Annotated in this window: 29 protein-coding genes, 1 tRNA gene and 1 pseudogene; 18 read left to right on the forward strand and 13 right to left on the reverse strand. The window is 71.0% G+C overall.

Translation table 11 applies throughout. The features are described 5' to 3' along the window. The first annotated feature begins 99 nt into the window (after window positions 1-99). The 10 genes from dnaK to IE108_RS17290 all read left to right on the forward strand — a co-directional run bounded on the left by dnaK (window position 100) and on the right by IE108_RS17290 (window position 10,158). Window positions 100-1,995, forward strand: coding sequence for a molecular chaperone DnaK (dnaK, locus tag IE108_RS17245; protein ID WP_064728392.1), 1,896 nt, complete (start codon window positions 100-102; stop codon window positions 1,993-1,995). An 8-nt stretch (window positions 1,996-2,003) separates the two neighbouring features. Continuing rightward, window positions 2,004-2,612 carry a nucleotide exchange factor GrpE gene (locus IE108_RS17250; RefSeq protein WP_064728393.1) on the forward strand — a complete coding sequence of 203 codons (609 nt, stop codon included), beginning with the start codon at window positions 2,004-2,006 and terminating at the stop codon, window positions 2,610-2,612. Window positions 2,613-2,618: 6 nt separating this feature from the next. After that, complete coding sequence (locus tag IE108_RS17255) at window positions 2,619-3,572, forward strand: DnaJ C-terminal domain-containing protein (RefSeq protein WP_064728394.1); 954 nt, start codon at window positions 2,619-2,621, stop codon at window positions 3,570-3,572. After that, window positions 3,569-3,976: a chaperone modulator CbpM gene (locus IE108_RS17260; RefSeq protein ID WP_064728395.1), complete on the forward strand. Its 408-nt coding sequence runs from the start codon at window positions 3,569-3,571 to the stop codon at window positions 3,974-3,976. Before IE108_RS17255 ends, IE108_RS17260 begins: the two co-directional genes overlap by 4 nt. Beyond that, a complete protein-coding gene (gene clpB / locus IE108_RS17265) occupies window positions 3,967-6,609 on the forward strand; it encodes an ATP-dependent chaperone ClpB (protein WP_064728396.1) in 2,643 nt (880 codons plus the stop codon). The genes IE108_RS17260 and clpB overlap by 10 nt, the downstream gene beginning before the upstream one ends. Continuing rightward, complete coding sequence (gene trxA / locus IE108_RS17270) at window positions 6,606-7,076, forward strand: thioredoxin (RefSeq protein ID WP_064728397.1); 471 nt, start codon at window positions 6,606-6,608, stop codon at window positions 7,074-7,076. Before clpB ends, trxA begins: the two co-directional genes overlap by 4 nt. Then, window positions 7,076-7,570, forward strand: a complete 495-nt coding sequence (locus IE108_RS17275; protein ID WP_064728398.1) for an Hsp20/alpha crystallin family protein — start codon at window positions 7,076-7,078, stop codon at window positions 7,568-7,570. The genes trxA and IE108_RS17275 overlap by 1 nt, the downstream gene beginning before the upstream one ends. Before the next feature lie 70 nt (window positions 7,571-7,640). Then, window positions 7,641-8,069 carry a DUF2267 domain-containing protein gene (locus IE108_RS17280; RefSeq protein WP_064728399.1) on the forward strand — a complete coding sequence of 143 codons (429 nt, stop codon included), beginning with the start codon at window positions 7,641-7,643 and terminating at the stop codon, window positions 8,067-8,069. Between the two features lie 71 nt (window positions 8,070-8,140). After that, on the forward strand, window positions 8,141-8,404 hold the full coding sequence (locus tag IE108_RS17285) for a UBP-type zinc finger domain-containing protein (protein WP_064728400.1): 264 nt from the start codon (window positions 8,141-8,143) through the stop codon (window positions 8,402-8,404). Continuing rightward, a complete protein-coding gene (locus IE108_RS17290) occupies window positions 8,404-10,158 on the forward strand; it encodes an FAD-dependent oxidoreductase (RefSeq protein WP_064728401.1) in 1,755 nt (584 codons plus the stop codon). The genes IE108_RS17285 and IE108_RS17290 overlap by 1 nt, the downstream gene beginning before the upstream one ends. A 186-nt stretch (window positions 10,159-10,344) precedes the next feature. Here IE108_RS17290 and IE108_RS17295 read toward each other — a convergent pair whose 3' ends face one another. Continuing rightward, complete coding sequence (locus IE108_RS17295; RefSeq protein WP_064728402.1) at window positions 10,345-11,520, reverse strand: glutathione-independent formaldehyde dehydrogenase; 1,176 nt, start codon at window positions 11,518-11,520, stop codon at window positions 10,345-10,347. 280 nt (window positions 11,521-11,800) lie between these two features. Beyond that, complete coding sequence (locus IE108_RS35400; RefSeq protein ID WP_444545607.1) at window positions 11,801-12,952, reverse strand: hypothetical protein; 1,152 nt, start codon at window positions 12,950-12,952, stop codon at window positions 11,801-11,803. A gap of 192 nt (window positions 12,953-13,144) precedes the next feature. Here IE108_RS35400 and IE108_RS17305 point away from each other — a divergent pair. The 3 genes and pseudogenes from IE108_RS17305 to IE108_RS17310 all read left to right on the forward strand — a co-directional run bounded on the left by IE108_RS17305 (window position 13,145) and on the right by IE108_RS17310 (window position 13,992). Beyond that, a tRNA-OTHER gene (locus IE108_RS17305) sits at window positions 13,145-13,219 on the forward strand. 126 nt (window positions 13,220-13,345) lie between these two features. Then, window positions 13,346-13,447 (forward strand): annotated as a pseudogene (locus IE108_RS34830) (Uma2 family endonuclease); the annotation flags it as partial. Between the two features lie 206 nt (window positions 13,448-13,653). Beyond that, window positions 13,654-13,992: a deoxyxylulose-5-phosphate synthase gene (locus IE108_RS17310; RefSeq protein ID WP_079163542.1), complete on the forward strand. Its 339-nt coding sequence runs from the start codon at window positions 13,654-13,656 to the stop codon at window positions 13,990-13,992. A gap of 39 nt (window positions 13,993-14,031) precedes the next feature. Here IE108_RS17310 and IE108_RS17315 read toward each other — a convergent pair whose 3' ends face one another. Genes IE108_RS17315 through IE108_RS17325 form a run of 3 tightly spaced genes read right to left on the reverse strand, consistent with a single transcriptional unit; the run spans window position 14,032 to window position 15,930 of the window. Then, window positions 14,032-14,454 (reverse strand): arsenate reductase ArsC, encoded by a 423-nt coding sequence (locus IE108_RS17315; protein WP_064728403.1) that lies wholly within the window; start codon window positions 14,452-14,454, stop codon window positions 14,032-14,034. Next, window positions 14,447-15,544, reverse strand: coding sequence for an ACR3 family arsenite efflux transporter (arsB, locus tag IE108_RS17320; protein ID WP_064728404.1), 1,098 nt, complete (start codon window positions 15,542-15,544; stop codon window positions 14,447-14,449). Before arsB ends, IE108_RS17315 begins: the two co-directional genes overlap by 8 nt. Further along, a complete protein-coding gene (locus IE108_RS17325) occupies window positions 15,541-15,930 on the reverse strand; it encodes an ArsR/SmtB family transcription factor (RefSeq protein WP_064728405.1) in 390 nt (129 codons plus the stop codon). Before IE108_RS17325 ends, arsB begins: the two co-directional genes overlap by 4 nt. Window positions 15,931-16,022: 92 nt before the next feature. Between IE108_RS17325 and IE108_RS17330 the strand changes: the two genes are divergently transcribed. The 4 genes from IE108_RS17330 to IE108_RS17345 all read left to right on the forward strand — a co-directional run bounded on the left by IE108_RS17330 (window position 16,023) and on the right by IE108_RS17345 (window position 19,227). After that, the gene (locus IE108_RS17330) at window positions 16,023-16,454 is read left to right on the forward strand and encodes an ArsI/CadI family heavy metal resistance metalloenzyme (RefSeq protein WP_064728406.1); all 432 of its coding nucleotides are present in this window, start codon (window positions 16,023-16,025) and stop codon (window positions 16,452-16,454) included. Window positions 16,455-16,592: 138 nt separating this feature from the next. Then, a complete protein-coding gene (locus IE108_RS17335) occupies window positions 16,593-17,255 on the forward strand; it encodes a DedA family protein (RefSeq protein ID WP_064728407.1) in 663 nt (220 codons plus the stop codon). 98 nt (window positions 17,256-17,353) lie between these two features. Continuing rightward, entirely contained in the window at window positions 17,354-18,592 is a 1,239-nt protein-coding gene (locus IE108_RS17340; RefSeq protein ID WP_373296989.1) for a sensor histidine kinase, read from the forward strand. Further along, window positions 18,583-19,227 (forward strand): response regulator transcription factor, encoded by a 645-nt coding sequence (locus IE108_RS17345; protein ID WP_064728408.1) that lies wholly within the window; start codon window positions 18,583-18,585, stop codon window positions 19,225-19,227. The genes IE108_RS17340 and IE108_RS17345 overlap by 10 nt, the downstream gene beginning before the upstream one ends. A 39-nt stretch (window positions 19,228-19,266) precedes the next feature. Here the strand turns inward: IE108_RS17345 and IE108_RS17350 are convergent, their stop codons facing one another. From IE108_RS17350 to IE108_RS17360, 3 genes are read right to left on the reverse strand one after another with little or no spacing between them, the layout of a single operon-like run. Further along, the gene (locus IE108_RS17350; RefSeq protein WP_107420189.1) at window positions 19,267-20,409 is read right to left on the reverse strand and encodes an NAD(P)/FAD-dependent oxidoreductase; all 1,143 of its coding nucleotides are present in this window, start codon (window positions 20,407-20,409) and stop codon (window positions 19,267-19,269) included. Continuing rightward, window positions 20,406-20,648, reverse strand: a complete 243-nt coding sequence (locus tag IE108_RS17355) for a helix-turn-helix domain-containing protein (protein WP_161341258.1) — start codon at window positions 20,646-20,648, stop codon at window positions 20,406-20,408. The genes IE108_RS17350 and IE108_RS17355 overlap by 4 nt, the downstream gene beginning before the upstream one ends. Further along, entirely contained in the window at window positions 20,648-21,139 is a 492-nt protein-coding gene (locus tag IE108_RS17360; protein ID WP_064728411.1) for a DUF2975 domain-containing protein, read from the reverse strand. Before IE108_RS17360 ends, IE108_RS17355 begins: the two co-directional genes overlap by 1 nt. Before the next feature lie 263 nt (window positions 21,140-21,402). On the opposite strand from IE108_RS17360, the gene IE108_RS17365 reads away from it, so the two are divergent. Then, complete coding sequence (locus tag IE108_RS17365) at window positions 21,403-21,558, forward strand: hypothetical protein (RefSeq protein ID WP_107420190.1); 156 nt, start codon at window positions 21,403-21,405, stop codon at window positions 21,556-21,558. A 61-nt stretch (window positions 21,559-21,619) separates the two neighbouring features. On the opposite strand, the gene lysA is transcribed toward IE108_RS17365, so the two are convergent. The 5 genes from lysA to IE108_RS17390 form a co-directional block, all read right to left on the reverse strand. After that, window positions 21,620-22,954: a diaminopimelate decarboxylase gene (gene lysA / locus IE108_RS17370; protein WP_064728412.1), complete on the reverse strand. Its 1,335-nt coding sequence runs from the start codon at window positions 22,952-22,954 to the stop codon at window positions 21,620-21,622. Between the two features lie 15 nt (window positions 22,955-22,969). Continuing rightward, window positions 22,970-23,317: an SAV_915 family protein gene (locus IE108_RS17375; protein ID WP_064728413.1), complete on the reverse strand. Its 348-nt coding sequence runs from the start codon at window positions 23,315-23,317 to the stop codon at window positions 22,970-22,972. 180 nt (window positions 23,318-23,497) lie between these two features. Next, window positions 23,498-23,722, reverse strand: coding sequence for a hypothetical protein (locus IE108_RS17380; RefSeq protein WP_064728414.1), 225 nt, complete (start codon window positions 23,720-23,722; stop codon window positions 23,498-23,500). After that, window positions 23,719-24,411 carry a response regulator gene (locus IE108_RS17385; RefSeq protein ID WP_064728415.1) on the reverse strand — a complete coding sequence of 231 codons (693 nt, stop codon included), beginning with the start codon at window positions 24,409-24,411 and terminating at the stop codon, window positions 23,719-23,721. Before IE108_RS17385 ends, IE108_RS17380 begins: the two co-directional genes overlap by 4 nt. Window positions 24,412-24,529: 118 nt before the next feature. After that, entirely contained in the window at window positions 24,530-25,201 is a 672-nt protein-coding gene (locus tag IE108_RS17390) for a potassium-transporting ATPase subunit C (protein ID WP_064728416.1), read from the reverse strand. Window positions 25,202-25,205: the final 4 nt, after the last annotated feature.

Below are 25,205 nucleotides of genomic sequence, written 5' to 3' on the forward strand. Positions count from 1 at the left end.
CCCGAGGAGCCCGCCCTGCAGGTCAGGAGGTTCCGGTCGTAAGTGAACCCACGCGATCCGGTGAGTCGGCGCGGGCCGCCAGAGCAGGAGGAGATCCTCATGGCCAAGGCAGTGGGCATCGATCTGGGCACCACCAACTCGGTGATCGCCGTGTGGGAGGGCGGCGAGCCGTCCGTCGTGCCCAACAACGAGGGCAACCGCACCACACCATCCGTGGTGGCCTTCACGGACAGCGGTGAGCGCCTGGTGGGCCAGCTGGCCCGTCGCCAGGCGATTCTCAACCCCAAAGGCACCATCTACTCGGCCAAGAGGTTCATCGGCCGGCACTTCGACGAGATCTCGGACGAGGCCAGAGCGGTGGCGTACGACGTCGTCGAGGGCGACGGCGGGGCGGCCCGCTTCAAGGTGGGCGACAAGCTGTACGCGCCCGAGGAGATCAGCGCGCAGGTGCTGCGCAAACTCGCCGACGACGCTTCCAAGCAGCTGGGCGAGCGGGTGACGGAGGCGGTCATCACGGTGCCGGCCTACTTCAACGACGCGCAGCGCACCGCCACCAAGGATGCCGGACGGATCGCCGGACTGGAGGTGCTGCGGATCATCAACGAGCCGACGGCGGCCGCCCTCGCGTACGGCATGGACAAGAAGCAGCACGAGACGGTGCTGGTCTTCGACCTGGGCGGCGGCACCTTCGACGTGAGCATTCTCGACGTGGGGGACGGCGTGGTGGAGGTACGGTCCACCGCCGGCGACAGCCACCTGGGCGGTGACGACTTCGACCGGCGTCTGGTGGATCACCTCGCGGACGACTTCCAGAAGGAGAACGGCGTCGATCTGCGCAAGGACCCGCAGGCGCTGCAGCGGCTTTTCGAGGCGGCGGAGAAGGCCAAGACCGAGCTGAGTTCGGTGACGCAGACGCAGGTCAGCCTGCCGTTCATCACCGCCGACGCCTCGGGTCCCAAGCACCTCACCGACTCGGTGATGCGCTCCACGTTCGAGCAGATCACCAGCGACCTGGTGGAGCGGTGCCTGGGGCCCGTCCAGCAGGCCATGGCCGATGCCAAGGTCGGCGAGAGCGACATCGACGAGGTCATCCTCGTCGGCGGTTCCACCCGTATCCCCGCCGTCCAGTCGCTCGTGCGCCGGCTGACCGGCGGCAAGGATCCCAACATGAGCGTCAACCCCGACGAGGTCGTGGCCCTGGGCGCCGCGATCCAGGCCGGGGTGCTCAAGGGCGAGGTCAAGGACGTCCTGCTGCTCGACGTCACACCCCTGTCGCTCGGGGTGGAGACACGTGGCGGCGTGATGACGAAGATCATCGAACGGAACACCACCATCCCGGTACGCCGCAGCGAGACCTTCTCCACCGCCGAGGACAACCAGCCGGCCGTCGACGTGGTGGTCCTCCAGGGCGAGCGCGAGCGGGCCGCCGACAACCGGGTGCTGGGCCGGTTCCAGCTCACCGACATCCGGCAGGCGCCGCGGGGCGAACCGCAGATCGAGGTCACCTTCGACATCGACGCCAACGGCATCCTCGAGGTCAAGGCCCGCGACCGGGACACCGGCAAGGAACAGGGCATCACCATCAGCGAGAGTTCGAACCTGGACCGCAGTGAGGTCGAACGGATGGTCCAGGAAGCCGAGCGCAACCAGGGCGAGGACCAGGCACTCCGCGAGGCCGTCGACGCCCGCAACGAGCTCGACGCCGTCGCCTACCAGGTCGAGAAGCGCCTCGCCGAGCTGGGCGACGCCGCCCCGGCGCACGAGAAGGCACGGGCCGAGATGCTCGTGTCCGACGCCCGGACGGCGGTCAAGGAAGAGGCGGGCGTGGAGCGCGTACGGCCCCTGACCTCCGAACTCCAGCAGGTGCTGGCCGGGCTGGCGGCTGCCCAGCAGAGCGCCACCGCCGCAGGCGGGCCCGGCCAGGACACCGCCGACGGTGGCGCCGCCGGTGGCGATGACGACGACGTCATCGACGCCGAGTTCGACAAGGACTGAGGCACGCCATGCCCACCCAGCCGAACGAACCCGACCGCGCCGCGTCGGACCCGGCCGAACCGGCTCCGGAAGCCGTACGACCGTCGCACGGGGACGTGCCGCGTCCGGACCCGGCGCCCGGGCCGGAAGCGGCGCACGACGCGTCGGAACCCGACACCGCCGGCCCCGAGCCCGCCGACGACGAATACGCGGCCGCGGTCCAGGAACTCGAAGACCGCTGGCGGCGCGCCCTCGCCGACCTCGACAACCTCCGCAAGCGTCACGCCAGGGAGCTGGAACGGGAACGAGCCGCGGAACGGTCCCGCACCGCAGCCGCCTTCCTCCCCGTCATCGACAACCTCGAACTCGCCCTGAACCATTCCGACGCCGCCCCCGGCGCGATCGTGGAGGGCATCCGGGCGGTCCGCGACCAGGCCGTGAACGTCCTCGAACTGCTGGGCTACCCACGACACGCGGAGACCGGCGTCGCCTTCGACCCGGCCCGGCACGAGGTGGTCGGGGTCGTCCAGGACCCCGACGCCCCGCCGGGCACCGTCGTCGAGGTACTGCGCCCGGGCTACGGGGACGGTGAACGGCAGCTCAGGGCCGCCGCCGTGACTGTCGCGAAGCGGGAGTGACCGGTCATGGCACGGGACTTCTACGAGGTGCTGGGCGTGTCGCGGACCGCGAGCCAGGACGAGATCCAGCAGGCGTACCGCAAGCTCGCCCGCCGGTACCACCCCGATGTCAACAATGACCCGGGGGCGGAGGAACGCTTCAAGGACCTCAACGAGGCGTACAGCGTCCTCTCGGATCCGAAGACCCGGGCCCGATACGACCGCTTCGGCGAGGACTTCCGCAAGATCCCCGAGGACTTCGACGAAAGGGTCGCGGCCGGAGCGGGTGGCGGGTTCCGCACAGGGAGGACCGCGGGTACGGGCGGCCCCCGCGTCCGGTACGCCTCCGGTTTCGGCGACGACTTCGCGGGAGAGGGTGTCGACATCGAGGACCTGCTGGGCTCGCTCTTCGGAGCGGGCGCGGCCCCCGGCGGTGTACCGGGCGCCGACCAGGAGGCCGAGCTGCCGCTCACCGTCGAGGAGGCGTACAGGGGCGGCCGCCGCACCGTCACGCTCGCCGGCCACGCAGGACAGCCGCGGCGGTACGACGTCGACGTGCCGCCGGGCGTCACCGATGGGCAGCGCATCCGGCTGGCGGGCGAGGGCGGCCGAGGCAGTGGCGATGCCCCGGGGGGCGACCTGTACCTGCGGGTGCGCGTCCAGCCCCACCCCCAGTTCCGGCTGGAAGGCCGAGACGTGTACGTGCAACTTCCAGTCGCCCCGTGGGAGGCGGCTCTGGGCGCGACCGTGCCGGTGCCCACCCCCAGCGGTGGCACGGCCAAGGTCACGGTGCCGGCGGGCTCGTCCAGCGGCCGACGGCTGCGACTGCGCGGTGAGGGCATGCCCAATCCGCGCGGCGCCGGCGGTGACCTGTACGCCGAAGTCCGTGTCATGGTGCCGCCCACCCTCGGCGACCGGGAGCGCGAACTGTTCGAGGAGCTCGCCGCCACCTCTTCCTTCGACCCCAGGAGGACACGATGAAAGACCGACCCGAGAGAGCGGCAGGCCCCGTCCGTACCGGGCTGGGCGACCGCCCGGCACGGACGCACGCCGACGTGACCGCCTCCACGGCTGTCCGGTTCGCACTCGTGCCCGCACCTAGGCTCTCCCTGGACGCCGTGGCCCGCCGCTCGGGCCTCCACCCCGATCTCGTCCGCCGGTTCGTCGCCCTGGGGCTGGTAGACGCCGAACGCGACGCCGCGGGACAGCTGGTGTTCGACCCCACCGCCCCGGCGGTACTCGCCCGCATCCAGCGGCTGCGCGCCGGACTCTGCCTCAACTACGCGGCCATCGGCCTGGTGCTCGACCTGCTCGACCGCATCAGCCTGCTCGAATCCGCCCTGCGCGTCCGCGGCACGAGGAGTGAAACACCCCCATGGACATGAACCGTCTCACCCAGAAATCCCAGGAAGCCCTCCAGGAGGCCCAGACCGCGGCCGCCCGCATGGGACAGACCGAGGTCGACGGGGAACACCTGCTGCTCGCGCTTCTCGACCAGGAGGACGGTCTGATCCCGCGGTTGCTGCAGCACGCCGGCGCCGAGCCGAACGAACTGCGCGAGGCCGTGCGCGACGAACTCTCGCGCCGCCCGCGGGTCACCGGTCCCGGCGCGGCACCCGGCCAGGTCTTCGTCACCCAGCGCCTCGCCGGCCTGCTCGACACCGCAGAACAGGAGGCCAAGCGCCTCAAGGACGAGTACGTTTCCGTGGAACACCTCCTGCTCGCCCTGGCCGGGGAGGGCTCCTCGACCGCCGCCGGACGACTGCTCGGCCGGGTCGGCATCACGACGGACTCGTTCCTGGGCGCGCTCACCCAGGTGCGCGGTAACCAGCGCGTCACCTCCGCCAACCCGGAAGTGGCCTACGAGGCCCTGGAAAAGTACGGCCGCGATCTGGTGGCCGAGGCCAGGGACGGCAGGCTCGACCCGGTCATCGGCCGGGACTCCGAGATCCGCCGCGTCACCCAGATACTCAGCCGCAAATCCAAGAACAACCCCGTCCTGATCGGCGACCCCGGCGTCGGCAAGACCGCCATCGTCGAGGGCCTCGCCCAGCGCATCGTCCGCGGTGACGTACCGGAAGGACTCCGCGACAAGATCGTCTTCGCCCTCGATATGGGTTCCCTGGTCGCCGGCGCCAAGTACCGCGGCGAGTTCGAGGAACGCCTGAAGGCCGTGCTCAGCGAGGTCAAGGCCGCCGAAGGAAACATCCTGCTCTTCGTCGACGAACTGCACACCGTCGTCGGCGCGGGCGCCGCCGAAGGGGCCATGGACGCGGGCAACATGCTCAAGCCGATGCTCGCCCGCGGCGAACTGCACATGATCGGCGCGACCACACTCGACGAGTACCGCCGGCACATCGAGAAGGACGCCGCCCTCGAACGCCGTTTCCAGCAGGTCCTGGTGGACGAGCCCAGCGTCGAGGACACCATCTCCATCCTGCGCGGACTGCGGGAACGCCTGGAGGTCTTCCACGGCGTCAAGATTCAGGACACCGCACTGGTCTCCGCGGCCACCCTGAGCCACCGGTACATCACCGACCGGTTCCTGCCCGACAAGGCCATCGACCTCGTCGACGAGGCGTGCGCCCGGCTGCGTACCGAGATCGACTCGATGCCCGCCGAACTCGACGAGATCACCCGCCGCGTCACCCGCCTGGAGATCGAGGAGGCCGCCCTCTCGAAGGAGACCGACCCCGCCAGCGAAGCCCGCCTGGAGGAACTGCGCAAGGAGCTGGCCGACCTGCGCGGCGAGGCCGACGCCAAGCACGCCCAGTGGGAGGCCGAACGGCAGGCCATCCGCCGTGTGCAGGAACTGCGCCAGGAACTGGAGCAGGTCCGCCACGAGGCGGAGGAGGCCGAGCGCGCCTACGACCTCAACCGCGCCGCCGAACTCCGCTACGGCCGCCTCCAGGACCTGGAGCGCCGGCTCGCCGCCGAGGAGGAGCAGCTGGCTTCCAAGCAAGGGGAGAACCGGCTGCTGCGCGAGGTCGTCACCGAGGAGGAGATCTCCGAGATCGTCGCCGCCTGGACAGGCATCCCCGTAGCCCGCCTTCAGGAGGGGGAACGGGAGAAACTGCTGCGTCTCGACGAGATCCTGCGCGAGCGCGTCATCGGCCAGGACGAGGCCGTCAAGCTCGTCGCCGACGCCATCATCCGCGCCCGCTCCGGCATCCGCGACCCGCGCCGCCCCATCGGCTCGTTCGTCTTCCTCGGCCCCACCGGCGTGGGGAAGACCGAGCTGGCCAAGACCCTCGCCCGGGCTCTGTTCGACTCCGAGGAGAACATGGTCCGCCTCGACATGAGCGAGTACCAGGAACGGCACACCGTAAGCCGGCTCATGGGCGCACCGCCCGGATACGTCGGCTACGAGGAGGGCGGGCAGCTCACCGAGGCCGTACGCCGCAAGCCGTACTCCGTCGTGCTGTTCGACGAGATCGAGAAGGCGCACACCGATGTCTTCAACACGCTGCTGCAGGTCCTCGACGACGGCCGCATCACCGACGCTCAGGGCCGTACCGTCGACTTCCGCAACACCGTGATCATCATGACGTCCAACATCGGCTCCGAGCACCTCCTCGACGGCGTCACCGCCGACGGGGAGATCAAGCCGGACGCCCGCGCCTTGGTCATGGGGGAACTCCGCGGGCACTTCCGCCCGGAGTTCCTCAACCGCGTCGACGACATCGTGCTGTTCAAGCCCCTCGGCGAGCGCCAGATCGAGCGGATCGTGGAGCTGCAGTTCGACGAACTGCGACAGCGGCTCGCCGAACGCCGCATCGACGTCGAACTCACCGATCGGGCGCGTGAGGCGATCGCCCATCAGGGCTACGACCCCGTGTACGGGGCGCGGCCCCTGCGCCGTTACATCTCCCACGAGGTGGAGACCCTGGTCGGGCGCGCCCTTCTGCGCGGCGACGTTCAGGACGGCGCGACGGTCCGCGTGGACAGCGAGAACGGGGAACTGGTGGTCACCTACGACCAGCCGGACGCCGCCGCCCGGGAAGCGAGGGCCGCGTGAACACCAGCCGGACGACGACGGTGACCTGCCCGCACTGCGAGCGCGAGAACCGGATTCCCGTGACCGCCGAGGGACGCCCCAGGTGCGGCCACTGCAAGCAGTACCTGCCCTGGATCGTCGACGCGGGCGACGGCGACTTCCGCGAGGTCGTCGAGCAGGCCACGGTGCCCGTCGTCGTCGATCTCTGGGCCACCTGGTGCGGCCCCTGCCGCATGGTCAGCCCCGCCCTCGAACAAGTAGCTCGCGACCTTGCCGGACGGATCAAGCTCGCCAAGGTCGACGTCGACAAGAACCCACTGCTCAGCCAGCGATTCGAGGTGCAGGCGGTGCCCACACTGCTTGTCCTCGACCGAGGGGAGACGGTCGCCCGACAGGCCGGCGCGGCACCCGCGCACGTCCTGCGGGATTGGGTCGAACAGGCCATGGCAGGCCGACCGGACCGACGAGAAAGCAGAGGTGATCGGTGATGAACATGCCCGTCCGCAGCCACCGCGGTGGCGCGACAGCAGAGCGGCCTCTCGGGTGGGCCCGTAATCCACTGACGGAATTCGACGAACTGCTCAACCAGATGAGCGGACTGCTCGAATCGACGGTGGGCGGGGCGGCCGCGCCCGCAGCCGCCTGGACCCCCCTCGCGGACGTCACGGAGACCGATGACGCCTTCGAGGTCGAGATCGAACTTCCTGGCGTCAAGAGCAAGGACATCCACGTCGAGGCCAACGGACAGGAACTGGTGGTCACCGGAGAGATCAAGGAAAAGGAGCGCAGCGGCGTCCTGCGCCGCCGCGCCCGCCGAACCGGTGCCTTCGAGTACCGGCTGCGGCTGCCGGGCGAGGTGAACACCGAAAAGGTCACAGCGGAGATGTCGGCCGGTGTACTCACGGTCACCGTCCCCAAGGCGGAGGTCGCCAAGCCCCGTCACATCCAAATCACCGAGAGCGGCGAGAGCGCCGATCGTTGACCCGGGAGCCCGGCGGTGCGGGACCGCGGTCCGGCACCGTCGGCCCGCCGGGAGTGAAAGGAGCCCGGACATGACCGAAACAGGATTCTCCTCTTTCGACACCATGGTGGACAAGGCGAACCGGCTCCTCAGGGAGATCGAGGAAGCCAACGGCTGGCCCAAGGAACGCCGTAAGCAGTCGTACGCCGCACTGCGCGCCGTCCTGCACCGGCTACGGGACCGCCTCTCCGTCGACGGGGCCGCGCACTTCGGGGCACAGCTGCCCACTTTGATCCGAGGCGTCTACTACGACGGCTGGAAGCCGGCCGAGACACCGGTGAAACTCAGCGGCGAGGATTTCCTCCAACGCGTCCGGGACGACTTTCCCTACGCGGTCGACGGTGGCGTCGAACGAGTCGTGCACACCGTCCTGGAGGTTCTGGAACGCCACGTGAGCGAAGGCGAGTGGAACCACCTCAAATCCGGACTGCCGAAGTCACTGGCCTCCGTACTGCCGTAGACGTTCGGCGCACGGGCACGCCGCCGCGCACACCAGCTGGACAGCCTCTGTTCAATAAGGAGCACGCCATCATGGCTACGATCCCCGACCCGCACCTGGCGATGGTGCGTCCCGTGAGTCCGCGCACCCCGGAGGGATGCGAGGAGTGCCTCAGGTCCCACTCCCCATGGGTGCACCTCCGGCTCTGCCTCACCTGCGGGCACGTCGGCTGCTGCGACTCCTCGCCCCTCAAGCACGCCAGCCGCCACGCGGCCGGCGTCGGTCACCCCGTGGTGCAGTCCTTCGAGCCGGGGGAGAACTGGCGCTGGTGCTACGTCCACGAGGCCATGGTCTGATGAGCAGCGCCGAGTACGGGCATGATGGGCCCCGAGAGACACCGGACCGGTACGGGGCGTTCCCGCGCCTCTCACCCGAGCAACTCCAGACTCTGGCCGCGCACGGTGAACGCCGCAGAACCACCGAGAACGAGGTGCTGTACCGCGAGGGTGAGCCGTTCCGGGAGTTCCTCGCGATCCTCGGCGGGACCGTCGAGATCCTCCATGACCTCGGCGGCCCCGAGGAGCGGACGGTCGCCGTACACGGACCCGGAAGATTCCTTGGCGAACTCGGGTTGCTGGAGGGCCAGGCGGCCTTCGACACCGCTGTAGTGCGTGAACCGGGCGAGATCCTGACCGTACCGGTGGACCAGCAACGTGCCTTGGTCAGCCGCGACCCCGTCCTCGGTGACCTGATCCTCCGCGCATACCTGAATCGCAGATATCTGCTCATCGGCCTCGGCGCGGGCTTCCGGATCTTGGGATCGTGCTATTCACCGGACACGTTGCGGCTGCGTGAGTTCGCCGCCCGCAACAGGCTGCCGCACCGCTGGATGGATCTGGAGAAGGACAAGGATGCGGAGGCCCTGCTGCACCGGTTCGGGGTCCGTCCGGAGGAGACTCCGGTGGTCCTCTGGAAGGGCGACCATGTGCTGCGAAACCCGAGTAACGCCGAACTCGCCCGGATCATCGGGCTGCCCGCCCCCTCGCCGGAGACAGCGCGGTACGACGTGATGGTGGTCGGGGCGGGTCCCGCGGGACTCGCCGCCGCCGTGTACGGCGCCTCCGACGGCCTCTCCACGGCGGTCATCGACGCTGTGGCCACCGGCGGCCAGGCGGGCACCTCGTCCCGCATCGAGAACTACCTCGGCTTCCCGTCGGGCGTCTCCGGGGGCGAGCTCATCGAACGCGCTGTGCTCCAGGCCCGCAAGTTCGACGCCCGCCTCATGGTGCCCGCCACGGTCACCGGGCTTACTCCTCAGGACGACGAGTACGTCGTCAGCTTCGCCGACGGGTCGCGGGTCCGGACTGGCGCCGTGGTCCTCGCTTCGGGCGTGCGGTACCGCAGACTCGAAGTGCCCGGCATCGACCCTCTGGAGGGCATCAGCGTCTACTACGCGGCAACCGTCCACGAAGCCAGCCTCTGCCAGGCTGATCCGGTCGCCGTGGTCGGTGGCGGAAACTCCGCCGGACAAGCGGCGCTGTTCCTCGCGAACCACGCGTCCAGGGTCCAGCTCCTCGTCCGGGGCGGTGACCTCAACGCGGACATGTCGCGCTACCTGGTCGACCAAGTCGAACGGCACCCGAAGATCGAGGTACTGCTGCACACCGAAGTCCGGCGCGTCTTCGGGGCGGAAAAGCTGGAAGTGCTGCTGGTCGAGGACAACACGAGTGGCCGGCGCAGCGAGCTGCGTGCCGCAGCGCTCTTCGTGTTCATCGGGGCTCGGCCTCACACGGATTGGCTCAGGAACGTTTTGGCCCTCGACGAGAAGGGCTTCGTCCTCACCGGCGCCGAAGCCCAGCCGTTGGCCGACCCGGCCCGGTGGGCCTCGCTCAGCCGTGTTCCGCTGCTGTTGGAGACCACCCTTCCCGGCGTCTTCGCCGCCGGTGATGTCAGAAGCGGTTCGGTCAAGCGGGTGGCCGCGGCGACCGGTGAGGGTGCCATGGCGATCCACCTCGTGCACGAGCATCGGGAGCAGGCAGGCAACCTGGTCCGTGCCGCGGGCCCGGAAGGCCACCGGCCGGCGAGGAGTTCGGTAGCAGCGACCGACTGACTTCTGCGCTGGTCTGCTGACGGGTGTGCGCCCGCGTCTTGCAAGACGTGTGCTGTCTACCGTGCGGTCCGGCGAGCCAGACCCCGGCGTCGTCACCTGATGCCGGGGCCGGCCCCCGACCCGGACCGCTCGCCACGCCTCGGTCGGGCCGGTCCGGCAGACATCGGACTGCGGTCCTCAGGGCCCTTACTGCTTGTGGCCGTTGCTGTGGCCGTCGGGATGCAGCACCACCTTCGTCCAGCCCTCGTCACGGGCGTCGAAGTGCTCGTAGGCGGTGGGGGTTTCGTCCAGGCCGAGTTGGTGGGAGACGATGAAGCTCGGCGTCGCCTTCTCGCCGGCGATCAGGTCCCGCAGGGCCCGGTTGTACCTCTTCACCGGCGCTTGCCCGGTCCCCATGTGCTGGCCCTTGAACCACATCATGCCGAAGTCGATGGGCACCTTGCCCTGCGCCTCCAGTTCGCCTTGGGCCTCTTCGCCGCCAGGGTCCTGAGGCAGGTAAACGCCCACCACACCGATGTCGCCCGTGAACCTGACGGAGTCGATCAGGTTGTTGAGCGTGAGGCTGGCGTCCTCGTGGCCCTCGGGGTCATGTGCCTGGTACCCGACGCACTCACACCCGTTGTCGGCGCCCAGACCGAGGGTCGCCTCCTTGACGACCTCCGCCGCGTCCTGCTCGGCGGTGTTGATCGGAATGGCCCCGATCTCCTCCGCCTTGCCCAGCCGGTCGGGCTGATGGTCGGCCACCCAGACACGGCCGGCGCCCTTGAGCACGGCGGAGTAGGCCGCCATCAGCCCGACGGGGCCCGCCCCGAAGATGATCGTCTGGTCGCCCGGTTTGACGTGGGCCATCTCGGTGGCGTGGTAGCCGGTGGGGAAGATGTCGGCGAGCATCACGTAGTCGGTCTGCCGCTCGGCGGCGTCCTCGCCCAGGCGCAGCGCGTTGAAGTCGCCGTAGGGCACGCGCAGCAGTTCTGCCTGGCCGCCCTGGTAGGGGCCCATGTCGGCGAAGCCGTAGGCGGCTCCGGCGAGGGCGGGTTCCGGCTGCATGGTCAGGCAGTAGTTGGTCAGCCCTCGCTCGCACTGCTTGCAGAAGCCGCAGGCAATGTTGAAGGGCAGTACCACGTACTCGCCGACCTTCACCTTGCTCACGGCCGGGCCGACCTCCACGACCTGGCCCATGTTCTCGTGTCCCAGCGTGCGGCCGGACTCGAACGAGGTGCGGCCCTCGTACATGTGCAGATCGGAACCGCAGATGTTGGTGGCGGTGATCTTGACGATGATGTCGCAGGGGTGCTCGATCTTCGGGTCCGGTACGTCCTTCACTGCGACCGTACGCGGACCTTCGTATACCGCTGCTTTCATGATGACTTCTTTCGGTGCCGCTGCTTGAGCACGGCACTGACGGGTTGAGACGGCGTAGAGCCTGGCTCCCGTGAGTCGCTGCGAGGGGGCACTCGGCTCCGGCACGCCTCTGCGGGCCGTTCACCCGGAACGGTGGTGCCGCCGTCCTGCCGGGCGAAGTTCCAGTGTTCCGCCGGCGGCATGCTGTCCGGGTCCCCGTGGACCTCTACGCGTAACAGTCACGCACTGCCCGATCTGCGCAATTCTCCGGACTCTGTCGTTGCCCCGTAGACGCGTCTTGCTAGTGGTCCTGATCGTTCTGCAGCATGCGGCGACGCTCTTGCTCGCGCTTGGAGTAGGCGGCTGCCCGGATCGCCTCGTCAGTCTCCAAGCCCGATCCAAGGGCGCCGCCCACCGTGGCGATCGAAGCGACGAACCAGGACAGCATCCAGTACGCCGTGGCGTCCAGCGGGTTTCGAGTGAAGGAGGCGAACACCCTGTCGTTGAGGATGAACAACGCCCACACGAAGTTGATGACCAGCAGACCCACGTAGCAGACGACTACCCCGATGCCCACAGTCACGACGGTCGAGACGTTGTAGAGGGCGGCCTGCTTCCTCGCCTCCGGTGACTCCTCCGCCGTTCGATGCCACAGGTTCGCATCCACGATCAGCCAGCCGATCATGAGCGCGACGGACCCGACCGTGGCGATCACGAGGCGTGGCGTGCTCAGAGACGCGGCGAGACTCCAGACGGTGGAGTTCACCGTGGCGATGGCTCCCGTGGCGAGTGCGGCTGCCAGGGCCTTCGACAGACCCGGCACCAACCGCCACGGCCGGTTGGCGCGGACCATGCCGACCAGAAGCCTGAGATATCCGCGCGGCCCACTGGCGACATACCTCAGATCGGCCGTCTCCTCGTCACCGACCGGGTCTGGGTGGACAGGCGCGATACGGCCGGCGAAAGGCCGCAGCGACAGCCGTCTTGGGCCAGCCCTTTCACCCTTCCTGACGCGCGATTCCGCCAAGCTGACGACGGATTCCTCGACGGCCCGCCGGGCCCTCGTCTGCAGTCGCCAGCCCCCCAGTGAGGGAAGGGACAGCAGCGCCAGACCGTGCTCGTGATCCAGATCCACCACGAGCTTGCGCCCATGTGAGTGCAGCGGGAGATCGGTGAGGGCCACGACGATGTCCCAGTTCTCGGTACTCCTACGGTCCCTGATCCGGCTCATCAAGGTGGGCGGGTCCTCCGTCCCCGAGGTGAACGGCTCGCTGACCACTTCGACGTCGAACCGCCGGCCCCGGCCCGACCTGTCGGCGAGCCGAGCGGGAAGTCTCCGCGCCACGTGCTGCGCGATCTCCGTCGGCGCATCCGGATCCGCCAGGAGAACCACCCGCATGACTGGCCTCTTCTCATCGGTCGCCCCGCGATCGCAGGTGACCACAGACTGCATCCGCGCATGCGTCGGCGCACCCCGGACCGGACCGTATGCCACGCCGGCCCCGACCCTGCCCTGTACATCCCTGCCGAGACTGCCCTCGGTGCCCCGAACAGCACGTGTTCAGCACACATGAGCACGGGAAGCCCCGCGAGAATGTGAGAAGTATGGAGTCGTGATCCCCTGCCCAGGTGGCGTATCGCCAGCGTCCCCGCAGGTCACGGCCCCGCCCATAAGGATCTCCTAAAGCGGGTGTCGCAGGTTCGAATCCTGCCGGGGGCACAGCGCGTCATGAAGTCGACCTGGGCCTTTCTCCCCAGGGAGGCGTCCTTTCGGCCTCGGACTACTCGTCCGGGGCCGCTTGCGTGAGCGGGCTGGTCGATAGGCAGGAGGGCAGCGTGTGAGTAGGTCGTGGACGGCATGGTCGTCGCGAGTCCGCGTTCCTCCAAGCGGCACAACCGGCTGGCCCGGACTCTGGCGAACGCCCTGGATTCAGCCGCGGGCGCGGAGTAGTACGCCGACACGGACTTCGACGTCCGGCGCGGAGTGACGAGGAGGGGTGGATGTCCTCGGCTCACCCCAGACCCCCGGAGAGTGTTTGAAGCATCGCTCCTCACGCCGCGTGACCGCATGCGGAACGAACTCGCGGATGAAGGCCCGCACCGCACGTCCGAATTCCGTGGACCGCGGTGCCGCGACGGCCCTACCCTCCCCGCATGGGCCATGGAAAGACCTCGTACGTCTGCCTGCCGTGCCGGGCCTCGTTCAAGCAGTCCCATCCCGCCCGTTACGACCGCGAACGGGTCTGCCCGCGCTGTACCGGACTCCTGATCCACGTCGGCTCCGCTTTCGCGCCGCCCAAGCGACGGGACCTCGCAGGCTGGCGCACGCTCTCCGTGCTGTTGCACGCCGGCGTGCGTTTTCACATGAGCTGTTGCTGCGGCCCCGGCTATCGTCCCCGGACCCTCGGCGAGGTGCGCGAGCGCATGGCTTTCGCGAAGGTCACCGGGGAACCGGCCGCTCAGGCACTGGTCCGACGTGACCTGACCCGGTGACGCGTTCGTACGAGTGCGGGCAGCTCGACGCGACGCCCGTCACCCGCCCTCCCGCGGAGCGATCTCGTCGATCAGCGCACGTACCCGGTGTTCGATCTCGTCGCGGATCGGGCGGACGGCGGCGACGCCCCGGTCGGCCGGGTCGGGTAGTTGCCAGTCGAGGTAGCGCTTGCCGGGGAGGACGGGGCAGGTGTCGCCGCAGCCCATGGTGATGACGACGTCGGAGGCCTGGACGGCGTCGGCGGTGAGGACCTTGGGGACCTCGGCGGAGATGTCGATGCCGGCCTCCGACAGGGCTTCGACCACGGCCGGGTTGACGGTGTCGGCGGGGGCGGAGCCCGCGGAGCGGACCTGGACCCGGTCGCCGGCCAGGTGGGTGAGGAAGGCGGCGGCCATCTGCGAGCGTCCGGCGTTGTGGACGCAGACGAACAGCACCGATGGTTGCCGCGAGGGGTCAGGCACGGGTGGGTTCCTTCCGCGGGGCGGGCACGGTCGAGGTGGGGAAGAAGCGGCGCGCGTACAAGGCCACGTGGACCAGGCCGATCAGTACGGGCACTTCGATGAGCGGTCCGACGACGCCGGCCAGGGCCTGTCCCGAGGAGGCGCCGAAGGTGGCGATCGCGACGGCGATGGCCAGTTCGAAGTTGTTGCCCGCGGCGGTGAAGGCGAGGGTGGTGGCGCGGGGGTGGTCGAGGCCCACGGCCCTGCCCAGCGCCATCGATCCGGCCCACATGAGAGCGAAGTAGACCAGCAGCGGCAGCGCGATGCGGACCACGTCCACGGGTCGGCCCGTGAGGGCGTCGCCCTGGAGCGCGAAGAGGACGACGATGGTGAACAGCAGCCCGTACAGGGCGAACGGCCCCACCCGCGGGAGCAGCTTCGCCTCGTACCAGGCGCGTCCCCTGGCCCGCTCGCCGATGCGGCGGGTGAGGTAGCCGGCCGCGAGGGGGATCCCGAGGAAGACCAGGACGCCGCGGGCGATCTCCCACACCGATACGTCCAGGTGGGTCTGTTCCAGGCCGAGCCAACCCGGCAGCACCTGGAGGTAGAACCAGCCGAGCGTCGAGAACGCCGCGACCTGGAACACGGAGTTGAGCGCGACCAGGACGGCTGCCGCTTCCCCGTCCCCGCGGGCCAGGTCGTTCCAGATGACGACCATCGCGATGCAGCGGGCCAGGCCGACGATGATCAGGCCGGTGCGGTACTCGGGCAGGTCCGGCAGGAACAGCCACGCCAGCGCGAACATCAGCGCCGGGCCGACGACCCAGTTCAGCAGCAGCGAGGGCAGCAGCAGGCGCCGGTCGCGGGTCACGGTGCGGAGGCGGTCGTACCGGACCCTGGCCAGGGCCGGGTACATCATCACGAGCAGGCCGAGCGCGATCGGCAGGGACACCCCGGTCACGGATACGGCGGTCAGCGCGTCCCCCAGCCGCGGGACCAGGCGGCCGAGGGCGATCCCGGCCGCCATCGCCGCCAGGATCCACACGGCCAGGTAGCGGTCGAGGAACGAGAGCCGTCCGGCCACGTTCCGCTCCGGTGCGTCGACGCTCACCCGGCGGCCTCGGCCGTCGCGCCTTGGGCGGGGCGGGTCAGGACGGCCGCGAGGCGGTCGGTCGTCTCGGGCAGCAGCCAGTAGTAGACCCAGGTGCCGCGGCGCTCGCAGTCGATCAGGCCGGCCTGGCGCAGCAGCTTGAGGTGGTGCGAGATGGTCGGCTGCGACAGGTCGAAGGCCGGAGTCAGGTCGCACACGCAGACCTCTCCGCCCGCCTGCGAGGCGATCATCGACAGCAGTCGCAGGCGCACGGGGTCGCCGAGCGCCTTGAAGACTTTCGCCAGGTCGACGGCCTGCTCCTCGTCCAGTGGGACGGTCAGCAGCCCCGGGCAGCAGGCGTCGGCTCCGCCGGACCGTCCCACTGCCACCCGCTCTTGATTCGACATTTCTCTATGTTGACACTCTTCGAATCAAGGCGCAATCTTGCATCGACAGGCCTTATCGATGAACGTCAATACAAGTGAAGGAGAGGGTCACCATGTCCCGCGCTCAGCTCGCCCTGCGTGTCAGCGACCTGGAGGCGTCGATCACCTTCTACTCGAAGCTGTTCGGCGCCGAACCCGTCAAGCGCCGCGAGGGCTATGCCAACTTCGCGATCACCGAGCCCCCGCTCAAGCTCGTCCTCATCGAGGGCGAGCCGGGCCGGGAGACCCGGCTCGACCACCTCGGCGTCGAGGTCGAGTCCACCGACCAGGTCGCCGCCGCCACCGGCCGCCTCAAGGACGCGGGCCTCGCGACCTTCGAGGAGAACGACACCTCCTGCTGCTACGCCGTGCAGGACAAGGTCTGGGTCCACGGCCCGGGCCGGGAGCCGTGGGAGGTCTACGTGGTCAAGGCCGACGCCGGCACTCTCGGCAGCAGCGGCCGGGCCGGCGGCGGTGACATCGGCTGCTGCACCGCGAAGACCTGAGAAGTACGGGAACCCGCACCCCACCCGACGGCAACCCCCGTACCCCCGCCCCGCGCCCGTTCCTAGGTTGGAGTCGGCCGCGGGCAGCCGTCCCGGTTCGCCGACCCGGGCGGTGAGTCCGGTGAATGAGGGGCACCCATGGATCATGTGACTCTGGCGCTGCCCCAGGAGCCCGCGGGGGGTGTCGCGGGGTGGGCCGCCGATCTCGTGGACGCGCTGGGTGCTCCGGGCGCCGGGCTGTTCGTCGCCCTGGAGAACGTCTTCCCGCCGCTGCCCAGCGAGATCATCCTCCCCCTGACCGGATTCGCCGCGGGGCAGGGCGTGCTGAGCCTCACCTCGGCGCTGCTGTGGACGACGCTGGGGTCGGTGACCGGCGCCGTCGTCCTCTACTGGATCGGCGCGCTCATCGGGCGCGAGCGGATGTACGCACTGTGGGCGAGGCTGCCGCTGGTGAAGACCTCCGACCTGCGGCGCACCGAGGAGTGGTTCGCCAGGCACGGCACCAAGGCGGTCTTCCTCGGCCGGATGGTGCCGATCTTCCGCAGTCTGATCTCGGTGCCCGCCGGCATCGAGCGCATGCCGATGCCCGTGTTCCTCACGCTCACCACGCTCGGAAGCCTGATCTGGAACAGCGCCCTGGTGCTGGCCGGTTACTGGCTGGGCGACCGGTGGGACGAGGTGGGGACCTACGTCGGTGTCCTGAGCAAGGCCGTCCTGGTGCTGGTCGTCGTCGCCCTCGCCGCCTACGTGGCCGTACGGGTCAGGGGCCGCGACAAGGGCGCGCGGCACCGGCGCGTCTGATGGCCGGTGACCGCGCCCGGTGCCGCCGGACCGCCACCCCGCCGGGAACCTCGGGCGATCTTGCCCGGGGTCGCGCGGCCGCACTAGGCTCGAACGCCGTGCAGGAGGACTCGCCCCACCCCGCGCCGCACGCCGCCTCGCACGGCCCCACCGGAGCGGGAGGCCTCTCCGTGCCGCTGCTCGAAGACGACGGGACCGCGGCACCGCCGCCCCCGCTGCCGCGCCGCGCTCTGGGTGTCCTGCTCGGCTGCGCGACCGCCCTGCCCGGCGCGCTCTACCTGGTCGCCGTCGGCACCGCCCTCGGGCCGTTCCTGCTGTGGCCGCGCACCCGCCCCGACGCCCTGCGCGTCCTGCGGGCCGGAGCGCGCCGGCTGACCGCCCTCGAACGGGTGCGCCGCTCGGTGTTCTTCGGGGACCGGTTCCCCGACCACTACGAGGCCTCCGACCAGAAGGTGCTGCGCTACCTCGCCGTGCGCTGCTGGACCGGGCTGCTGTGCGCCGTCGTGATCGGGCTGCTGGGCTTCGGCGTGGTCCTCGCCGCGGTCCTGGTGACCGGGGTGGTGCGGGACAGCCTCGGCTGGGAGGAGCTGCTCACCCAGGTGATCCTGGGCGGCGTCCTGCTCTTCCTCGACGTCCAGGGCCTGTACTCGCTGGCCGCCCTGGACGCCCGCACCGCCCGGGAGTGCTTCGGCCCCTCCGAGCGGGAGCTGCTCCAGCGGCGTATCGACGAACTCGCGGCCAGCCGGGCCGCGGTGGTCCGCGCGGTGGACGCCGAACGCCGCCGCATCGAACGCGATCTGCACGACGGCGTCCAGCAGCGCCTGGTCGCGCTGGGCATGCTGCTCGGCCGGGCCCGCCGCAGCCCCGACCCGGAACGGGCCGACGCGCTGCTGCGCCAGGCGCACGACGAGTCCCGGGGCGTCCTCGACGAACTGCGCGAAGTGGCCTGGCGGGTCTATCCCTCGGCACTGGACAGCCTCGGCCTGGAGGAGGCGCTGGGCGGCGTGGCCGAGCGGAGCGGCATCCCGCTGCGCACCCGGTTCGAGGCCGACGCTCCGCTGCCGCGGCCCGTGGAGACCGCCGCCTACTTCGTGGTGTCCGAGGCCGTCACGAACGCCTCCAAGCACTCCGCGGCCACCGCCATCGAGGTGCGGGTGGCGCTCACCGGAGGACGCCTGGCCGTGCGGATCGAGGACAACGGCAGGGGCGGCGCCGACCCGTCCGGCGGCGGGCTGGCGGGACTGCGCGGCCGGGTGGCCGCCCTCGACGGCGTCCTGCGCGTCGACAGCCCTCCAGGGGGCCCCACCACCATCCTCGCGGAGCTGCCATGCGTGTGATCCTCGCCGAGGACTCGACCCTGCTGCGCGAGGGCCTGGTCCGGCTGCTCGCCGAGGAAGGGCACGAGGTGGTGGCGGCGCTGGGCGACGCGGTCACGCTCCTCGCGGAGGTCGAGGAGCACCGGCCGGACATCGTCGTCGCCGACGTCCGCATGCCGCCGACCCACACCGACGAGGGCCTGCGGGCCGCCGTGGCGATCCGGGAGCGGTTCCCCGAGGTCAGCGTGCTGGTGCTCTCCCAGCACGTCGAGCGGAACTACGCGACCCAGCTGCTGTCCTCCAACGCCGAACGGGTCGGCTATCTGCTCAAGGACCGGGTGGCCCAGGTCGAGGAGTTCCTGGACGCGCTGGTGCGCGTCCACGCGGGCGGGGCCGCCATCGACCCGGAGGTCGTACGGCAGTTGCTGATCCGCAGCACGCACGTCGACCCGCTGGCCCGGCTCACCCCGCGTGAACGCACCGTGCTGGAGGCGCTGGCCCAGGGGTACGCCAACACGGCCATCGCGGAGCGGCTGCATCTGTCGCTGAGCACCGTGGAGAAGAACCTCAGCTCCGTCTTCGGCAAACTGGAGCTGCCCCACACCACCGAGTACAGCCGGCGCACGCTGGCCGTCCTGCGCTACCTGGAGTCGTAGGGACCCCGCCCCGCCGGAGGCCCCCGGCCCGCCGTCGGCTTATCCGCCCACCGCCGACGGAAACGAGCGGTCCCCGAACAGCACCCGGGTCGCCACCGCGTGGCCGAGGGGGGTGCGCAGGAGGGGGAACGCGGCCGCGGTGGCCGTCGGGGTGCGGAGGTGGGACAGGGCTCGGCGGAGGGTGAGGCGGCCGCGGAAGGCGGTGCGCAGGGCGGCTCCGTCGTAGGCGTGCAGCGCTTGGCGGTCCGCGGTGCGCAGGGCCGTGTCCAGGACGGTGGCCGCGTGTTCCGACAGGCGCAGGCACGGGTCGAGGCCGCCGGCCGTCAGCGGGGAGACCGCGCCCGCCGCGTCGCCCACGAGGAGGCCGTCCGGGCAGCTGATCCGGCGCAGGACGCCGCCGACGGGTATCGGGCCGCCGCGTCGTTCCACCGCCTGGGGGCGGGTGACACCGGGCAGCCCGGGGGCGGAGGCGCTGAAGCGTTCCATGGTGCGGCGCAGGCCGTCGGGGAAGCGGTCGGCGTAGCCGGCCACGCCGACGTGGGCGTGGCGGCCGTCGTTGACCACCCAGGCGAGGTAGCCGGGGGCGTGCGAGGGGTCCAGCACGCAGTGGAACGTGGGGGGTTCGGCGCCGGACCCGGAGAGGGCGAAGACCTCCTCCGCGCCGACCAGCAGGCGGTCGTTGCGGTCGAGGCCCAGGTCCTGGGCGACGCGTGAGCGGGCTCCGTCGGCGCCCACCAGGAAGCGGGCCCGCACAGCCGTGGTGCCGTCGCGCCCGGCGAGGTGGAAGGTGCCGCCGTCGCGGCCGGTGTAGCGGGTGCCGAGGGCGATGCGTACGCCGGCGGCGGCCGCGTCGGTGGCCGCCCTCGTGTAGAGCGGTCCCATGTCGCCGACGCGGTACTCGTCCCGGTCGCTGACCAGGGCGACCGGGCGGCGCCGGTTCGGCGGGTAGAGCAGCACGCGGCGGATCGGCGGGCCGAGGCAGTCGGGGGGCAGGGGGAAGTCGTCGAGCGTCTTGCGGACGAAGATGCCGGTGGTGCGGACCGCGGACGCGGGGCTCGCGCGGCGTTCGGCCAGGACCACGTCGTGGCCCCGGCGAGCGAGGAGCGTGGCGGTGTGCAGGCCGGCGAGGCCCGCGCCGACCACCAGGACGTCGGCGGTGGCGGTGGCGCCGAGGCCGGTCATCGGGGCGGTTCCTGGACGGCCGCGTCCACCCGGTCGCCGGCCTCCCAGCGCAGCAGGTCGCCGGGCTGGCAGTCGAGCGCCTCGCAGAGCGCGTCGAGCGTCGACAGGCGCACCGCCTTGGCCCGGCCGTTCTTGAGCACAGCCAGGTTGGCGGGGGTGATGCCCACGCGCTCGGCGAGTTCCCCGACGGCCATCTTGCGGCGGGCCAGCATCACGTCGATGTCGACGACGATGGCCATCAGATCACCTCGTTCAGCTCGGCCCGCATCCGCGAGGCCTCGGCGTCGCGCGCGACGGCCTGCGCGAGCAGCACCCGCATGACCAGGACGACGAGCGCCACCCCGAACGCGGCGAGGGCGACACCACCGAGCAGGAGCACCACTCCAGGCGCCACGGCCTCGCCCGGCGCGAGGACGGCGCCGAGCGCGCAGACGAGCACCCCGGCGGCGGCGAAGGCGCCCGTCACGACGTGCACGTACCGGAAGGCGGCGTCGGAGAACACGGTCCCCCTGCGCACCATGGTCACCAGCCGCCACGTGCACAGGAGGACGGCCTCCACGGTCACGACGCCGAGGACCACGATCACGACGATCGGCACGCGCCGGCCCGCCAGCTCGCCGCCGTCCAGGTCGGACGCGAGCAGGGCCGCCATCACCGTCTGGACGAACACCGATCCGGCGAGCAGCGCCACGAGCACGGCCCGCAGTGCGAGCACGGTCAGCTTTCCCATCGCCACTCCTTCAATCGAATCACGATGTGAATCTATCGTTTCTCGATAGATGAAGGCAACTCGGAGGTCGGAAGAGTGCGGTGGCGGGGGTGCGCGGCCAAGGGCCGGAGATTCTCCGGGCATGTGCCCGTCATGGCAGGGCAGACGGAGGGTGCAACGACAAACAACCTCCACCGTATCGAGGCTGAGGAAAACAGCGACGCCACGGACCTTTCGTCAGGGGGCCCGGGCGCCTCGTGGAGACTCGACAGAACGGATTCGCAATGATTCTCATCGGGCTGATTCTGCTCATCATCGGACTGCTCGTCGGCATCGGTCTGCTGACCACGATCGGCGGAATCCTCATCGTGGTCGGTGCGGTCCTCTGGATCCTCGGGGCGACCGGGCGGGCCGTGGGCGGCCGTAAGCATTATTTCTAGGGGTCGGTCAACTGCCGACGGGGGCCGGGGCGTTCGCCCCGGCCCCCGTCGGCGTGCGTGGTCACAGCCCCACGTCGCGGCTCCGGATGTCCGCCAACGACTCCCGGCGGACCAGGAGTCGGGCGTGCCCGTCGCGCACCGCGGCGACCGGCGGGCGGCCCACCAGGTTGTAGGCCGAGGCCATGGAGAGGTGGTACGCGCCGGCCACCGGTACGGCGAGCAGGTCGCCGGGGTGTACGTCGCCGGGCAGTTCGACGTCGGCGGCGAGCACGTCGCCCGCCTCGCAGTGGCGGCCCACCACGGTCACCCGGGCCGGGGCGGCCGTGCTGCGGCGGCCCGCCAGGACGGGCGCGTAGCGGACGCCGTACAGGGCCGGGCGGGGGTTGTCGCTCATGCCGCCGTCCACCGCGACGAAGACCTTCTCGCCGGTGTGCTTGACCGCGAGGACCCGGTAGAGGGCGACGCCCGCGGGCCCGGCGATGGCCCGGCCCGGTTCGATGATCAGGCGCGGCACGGGGAGGCCGGCGGTGGCGCACGCGTCGGACAGCTCCGCGCGCACCCGGCGGGCCAGGGCCGTCAGGTCCAGGGCCGGTTCACCGGGGCGGTAGGCGATGCCGTGGCCGCCGCCCAGGTCGAGTTCGGGCAGGACAAGGCCGTGCTGCTCGTGCAGGCGCAGCATCAGGCCGACCATGCGGCGCACGGCGACGAGGTACGGCTTGACGCCGGTGATCTGGGAACCCAGGTGGCAGTGCAGGCCCGTGAGCCGCAGCTGGGGCTGGTCGAGTATGCGGGCGATGGCGTGCTGGGCGTATCCGTCGGAGATCGAGAGGCCGAACTTCTGGTCGTCCGTGCCCGTCCGGATCTTCTCGTGGCCGCCCGCGCCGATGCCGGGCACGACGCGGACCATCACCTTCTGGCTGCCGTTCGGCCCCACGGCGGCCGCGAGGCGCGCGATCTCCGACGGGGAGTCGATGACGATGCGGCCCACCCGTAGCCGCAGGGCGGTCTCGAGGTCGCGCGGGGACTTGGCGTTGCCGTGCAGGACGATGCGCTCGGGCGGGAAACCGGTGGTGACGGCGAGTTCGAGTTCGCCGGCCGAGCAGACGTCCAGGCCGAGGCCCTCCTCGTCGACCCAGTGGGCCATCGCCCGGCACAGGAACGCCTTGGCGGCGTAGTGGATCTCGGCGTCGGGGAAGGCGTGCCGGTAGGTGCGGCAGCGTTCGCGGACCTCGGCCTCGTCGAGGACGTAGACGGGGGTGCCGAAGCGGTCGGCCAGCTCCGTGAGGGGGACGCCGCCCACGGACAGCTCGCCGTGCGCGGGGTCGGTGGTGGAGGCGGGCCAGACCGAGAGGTCGGCGCGGGCGGCGCGGGCCGCGGGCACGTGGACGGTGGTCATACCGGGCAACCCCTCTCAGCCGGCCCGCAGCAGCGGGGCGGACGGCCGTACGGCGGACGCGGCGGCGGCCGGCGTGGCGGCCGGGGCGGCGAACCGCGGGTCGAGCGTGACGGTGGTGACGCCGAGCGGCGCGGTCAGCGCGCGCAGCGCGGGCTCGGCGAGGCGGATCCAGGGCTGGCCGGTGCCGAGGGCGGCGGCCAGGGCGCGCTCGGAGGTGAAGGCGACGGCCGTGCGGCGGCCCAGCGGGGTGCGGAAGAGGCGGGTGGCGCATCCGGAGGGGCCCGGCCGGACCGGGACGTACAGGGGTCCGGCCGGGAACGGTTCGCAGGGCTCGGGGTCCTCGCCGTACAGGGGTTGTGCCATGGGGTCCTCCCGGGGTGTGCGCGGGGCGCGCGTGTGGTGTGCGTGGCCCCGGGCGGCGCGGGGAGGCGGGCCGGGGCTCTTCCTCGACGCTATGCCCGGTGCCCCCGGGTCCGGGGTGGTCCCTGACGGGACGCTGACGGGGGCGGGGGCGTTGTTGACGGGACGCTGACGGGGTGGGCCTCAGGGCCGGTGGACCAGCTCGACGAGCAGCGCCGCGATGAGCGTCCAGGTGCCGATGCCGAGCAGCCAGAGCGAGTCGGCGAGCAGGCCCGCGGTGAACACGAGCGCGGCGGCGAGCAGCAGCGCGTGGAAGAGCCGTTTCATGCCGCGGTCGCCGCCTTGACCCGTGCCGCGGTCGCCGCCTGGACCCGTGCCGCCCTCGCCGCCGGGACGGGGGAACGTCATGCGGCCTCCCCCGGCTCGAAGCGGTAGCCCATCCCGGCCTCGGTGACGAGGTAGCGGGGGTGGGAGGGGTCGGTCTCCAGTTTCCGGCGCAGTTGGGCCATGTAGACCCGCAGGTAGTTGGTCTTGTTGCCGCGGGCCTCGCCCCAGACCTCGCGCAGCAGGTGCTTCTGGCTGACGAGGCGGCCGGGGTGGGTGACCAGGATCTCCAGCAGGTGCCATTCCGTCGGCGTGAGGCGGACGTCGCGGTCGCAGCGGCGGACCTTCCTGGCGCTCAGGTCGACGGTGAACTCGTCGGTGGTGACCAGCGTCGTCGCGGCGCCGGGGGACGCGTCGGTGCGGCGGACGGCGGCGCGCAGGCGGGCCAGGAGTTCGTCCATGCTGAAGGGCTTGGTGATGTAGTCGTCGGCGCCCGCGTCGAGCGCGGCGACCTTCTCGCGGGACGCCCGGCGGGCCGAGAGCACCAGGATCGGCACCCGGCTCCAGCCGCGCAGCGTCCTGATGATGTCGACGCCGTCCCTGTCCGGCAGTCCGAGGTCGAGGACGACCACGTCCGGGCGGCGGGCCTGGGCCAGGCGCAGGGCCGTGGTGCCGTCGGGTGCCGCGTCGACGCCGTAGCGGCGGGCCCGCATGTTCAGGACGAGTGCGCGGACGAGCCGGGGGTCGTCCTCCACGACCAGCACCCGGGTCATCGCTGTGCGCCTTTCCCGTCGGATTTCCCGTCGAATCGACACGTCCTGGGTGTGGTCGGAGCCGGCGGCCGGGGACGGGTTCCGGCCGGCCGGCTCCGACGGCGTGCGCGTAAGGCCATCAGCGGCCGGCCGCCGCGAGGTCCTTGAGCGCGATGTTGAGTTCGAGCACGTTCACCCGGGGCTCGCCCATGAAGCCGAGGGTGCGGCCCTCGGTGTGCTCGTCGACCAGCTTCCGGACCCGGTCGGCGGGCAGGCCGTTCTTCTCGGCGACCCGCTGGACCTGGAGGTCGGCGTACTTCGGGGAGATGGCAGGGTCGAGGCCGGAGCCGGAGGAGGTGACGGCGTCCGCGGGCACGTCCGCGGGGTTGACCGGATGGCCGGGGACGGAGTTGTCCTTGACGACGGCGGCCTTGGCGTCCTTGACCCACTGGACCAGCTCGGCGTTGTCGGCGGAGCGGTTGGTGGCCCCGGACAGGATGAGCCGGTACTGGGTGTTGACGCTGTTGCTGCCGAGTCCGTTCTGCGGGCGGCCCTGGAACCACTTGAGGTCGGGCGCCGGGGTCTCCTGGCCCTCCTTCAGCGGCAGGTTGTAGGCCTGGCCGATCAGGGACGAGCCGACGACCTCGCCGTTGGACTCGACCTCGGAGCCGTTCGCCTTGCCGTCGAAGAGTCCCTGGGCGATGCCGGTGACGGCCAGCGGGTAGAGGACGCCGGTGAGGAGGGTCAGCACGAGCAGGGCGCGCAGGCCCGCGCCGAGCAGCCGGGCGGTGTTGGTGACGGAGGTGTTCATGGCG

Origin of the sequence: Streptomyces parvulus (assembly GCF_014648855.1) — a bacterium.
GTDB classification, from domain to species: Bacteria; Actinomycetota; Actinomycetes; order Streptomycetales; family Streptomycetaceae; genus Streptomyces; species Streptomyces parvulus.

Excerpts from the sequence above, each read along its gene's own strand:
- dnaK (WP_064728392.1), top strand. The coding sequence starts at position 100 with ATGGCCAAGGCAGTGGGCATCGATCTGGGCACCACCAACTCGGTGATC.
- IE108_RS17250 (WP_064728393.1), top strand. The coding sequence starts at position 2,004 with ATGCCCACCCAGCCGAACGAACCCGACCGCGCCGCGTCGGACCCGGCC.
- IE108_RS17255 (WP_064728394.1), top strand. The coding sequence starts at position 2,619 with ATGGCACGGGACTTCTACGAGGTGCTGGGCGTGTCGCGGACCGCGAGC.
- IE108_RS17260 (WP_064728395.1), top strand. The coding sequence starts at position 3,569 with ATGAAAGACCGACCCGAGAGAGCGGCAGGCCCCGTCCGTACCGGGCTG.
- clpB (WP_064728396.1), top strand. The coding sequence starts at position 3,967 with ATGGACATGAACCGTCTCACCCAGAAATCCCAGGAAGCCCTCCAGGAG.
- IE108_RS17275 (WP_064728398.1), top strand. The coding sequence starts at position 7,076 with ATGAACATGCCCGTCCGCAGCCACCGCGGTGGCGCGACAGCAGAGCGG.
- IE108_RS17280 (WP_064728399.1), top strand. The coding sequence starts at position 7,641 with ATGACCGAAACAGGATTCTCCTCTTTCGACACCATGGTGGACAAGGCG.
- IE108_RS17285 (WP_064728400.1), top strand. The coding sequence starts at position 8,141 with ATGGCTACGATCCCCGACCCGCACCTGGCGATGGTGCGTCCCGTGAGT.
- IE108_RS17290 (WP_064728401.1), top strand. The coding sequence starts at position 8,404 with ATGAGCAGCGCCGAGTACGGGCATGATGGGCCCCGAGAGACACCGGAC.
- IE108_RS17295 (WP_064728402.1), bottom strand. The coding sequence starts at position 11,520 with ATGAAAGCAGCGGTATACGAAGGTCCGCGTACGGTCGCAGTGAAGGAC.
- IE108_RS35400 (WP_444545607.1), bottom strand. The coding sequence starts at position 12,952 with ATGCAGTCTGTGGTCACCTGCGATCGCGGGGCGACCGATGAGAAGAGG.
- IE108_RS17310 (WP_079163542.1), top strand. The coding sequence starts at position 13,654 with ATGGGCCATGGAAAGACCTCGTACGTCTGCCTGCCGTGCCGGGCCTCG.
- IE108_RS17325 (WP_064728405.1), bottom strand. The coding sequence starts at position 15,930 with ATGTCGAATCAAGAGCGGGTGGCAGTGGGACGGTCCGGCGGAGCCGAC.
- IE108_RS17330 (WP_064728406.1), top strand. The coding sequence starts at position 16,023 with ATGTCCCGCGCTCAGCTCGCCCTGCGTGTCAGCGACCTGGAGGCGTCG.
- IE108_RS17335 (WP_064728407.1), top strand. The coding sequence starts at position 16,593 with ATGGATCATGTGACTCTGGCGCTGCCCCAGGAGCCCGCGGGGGGTGTC.
- IE108_RS17345 (WP_064728408.1), top strand. The coding sequence starts at position 18,583 with ATGCGTGTGATCCTCGCCGAGGACTCGACCCTGCTGCGCGAGGGCCTG.
- IE108_RS17350 (WP_107420189.1), bottom strand. The coding sequence starts at position 20,409 with ATGACCGGCCTCGGCGCCACCGCCACCGCCGACGTCCTGGTGGTCGGC.
- IE108_RS17355 (WP_161341258.1), bottom strand. The coding sequence starts at position 20,648 with ATGGCCATCGTCGTCGACATCGACGTGATGCTGGCCCGCCGCAAGATG.
- IE108_RS17360 (WP_064728411.1), bottom strand. The coding sequence starts at position 21,139 with ATGGGAAAGCTGACCGTGCTCGCACTGCGGGCCGTGCTCGTGGCGCTG.
- IE108_RS17365 (WP_107420190.1), top strand. The coding sequence starts at position 21,403 with ATGATTCTCATCGGGCTGATTCTGCTCATCATCGGACTGCTCGTCGGC.
- lysA (WP_064728412.1), bottom strand. The coding sequence starts at position 22,954 with ATGACCACCGTCCACGTGCCCGCGGCCCGCGCCGCCCGCGCCGACCTC.
- IE108_RS17375 (WP_064728413.1), bottom strand. The coding sequence starts at position 23,317 with ATGGCACAACCCCTGTACGGCGAGGACCCCGAGCCCTGCGAACCGTTC.
- IE108_RS17380 (WP_064728414.1), bottom strand. The coding sequence starts at position 23,722 with ATGACGTTCCCCCGTCCCGGCGGCGAGGGCGGCACGGGTCCAGGCGGC.
- IE108_RS17385 (WP_064728415.1), bottom strand. The coding sequence starts at position 24,411 with ATGACCCGGGTGCTGGTCGTGGAGGACGACCCCCGGCTCGTCCGCGCA.
- IE108_RS17390 (WP_064728416.1), bottom strand. The coding sequence starts at position 25,201 with ATGAACACCTCCGTCACCAACACCGCCCGGCTGCTCGGCGCGGGCCTG.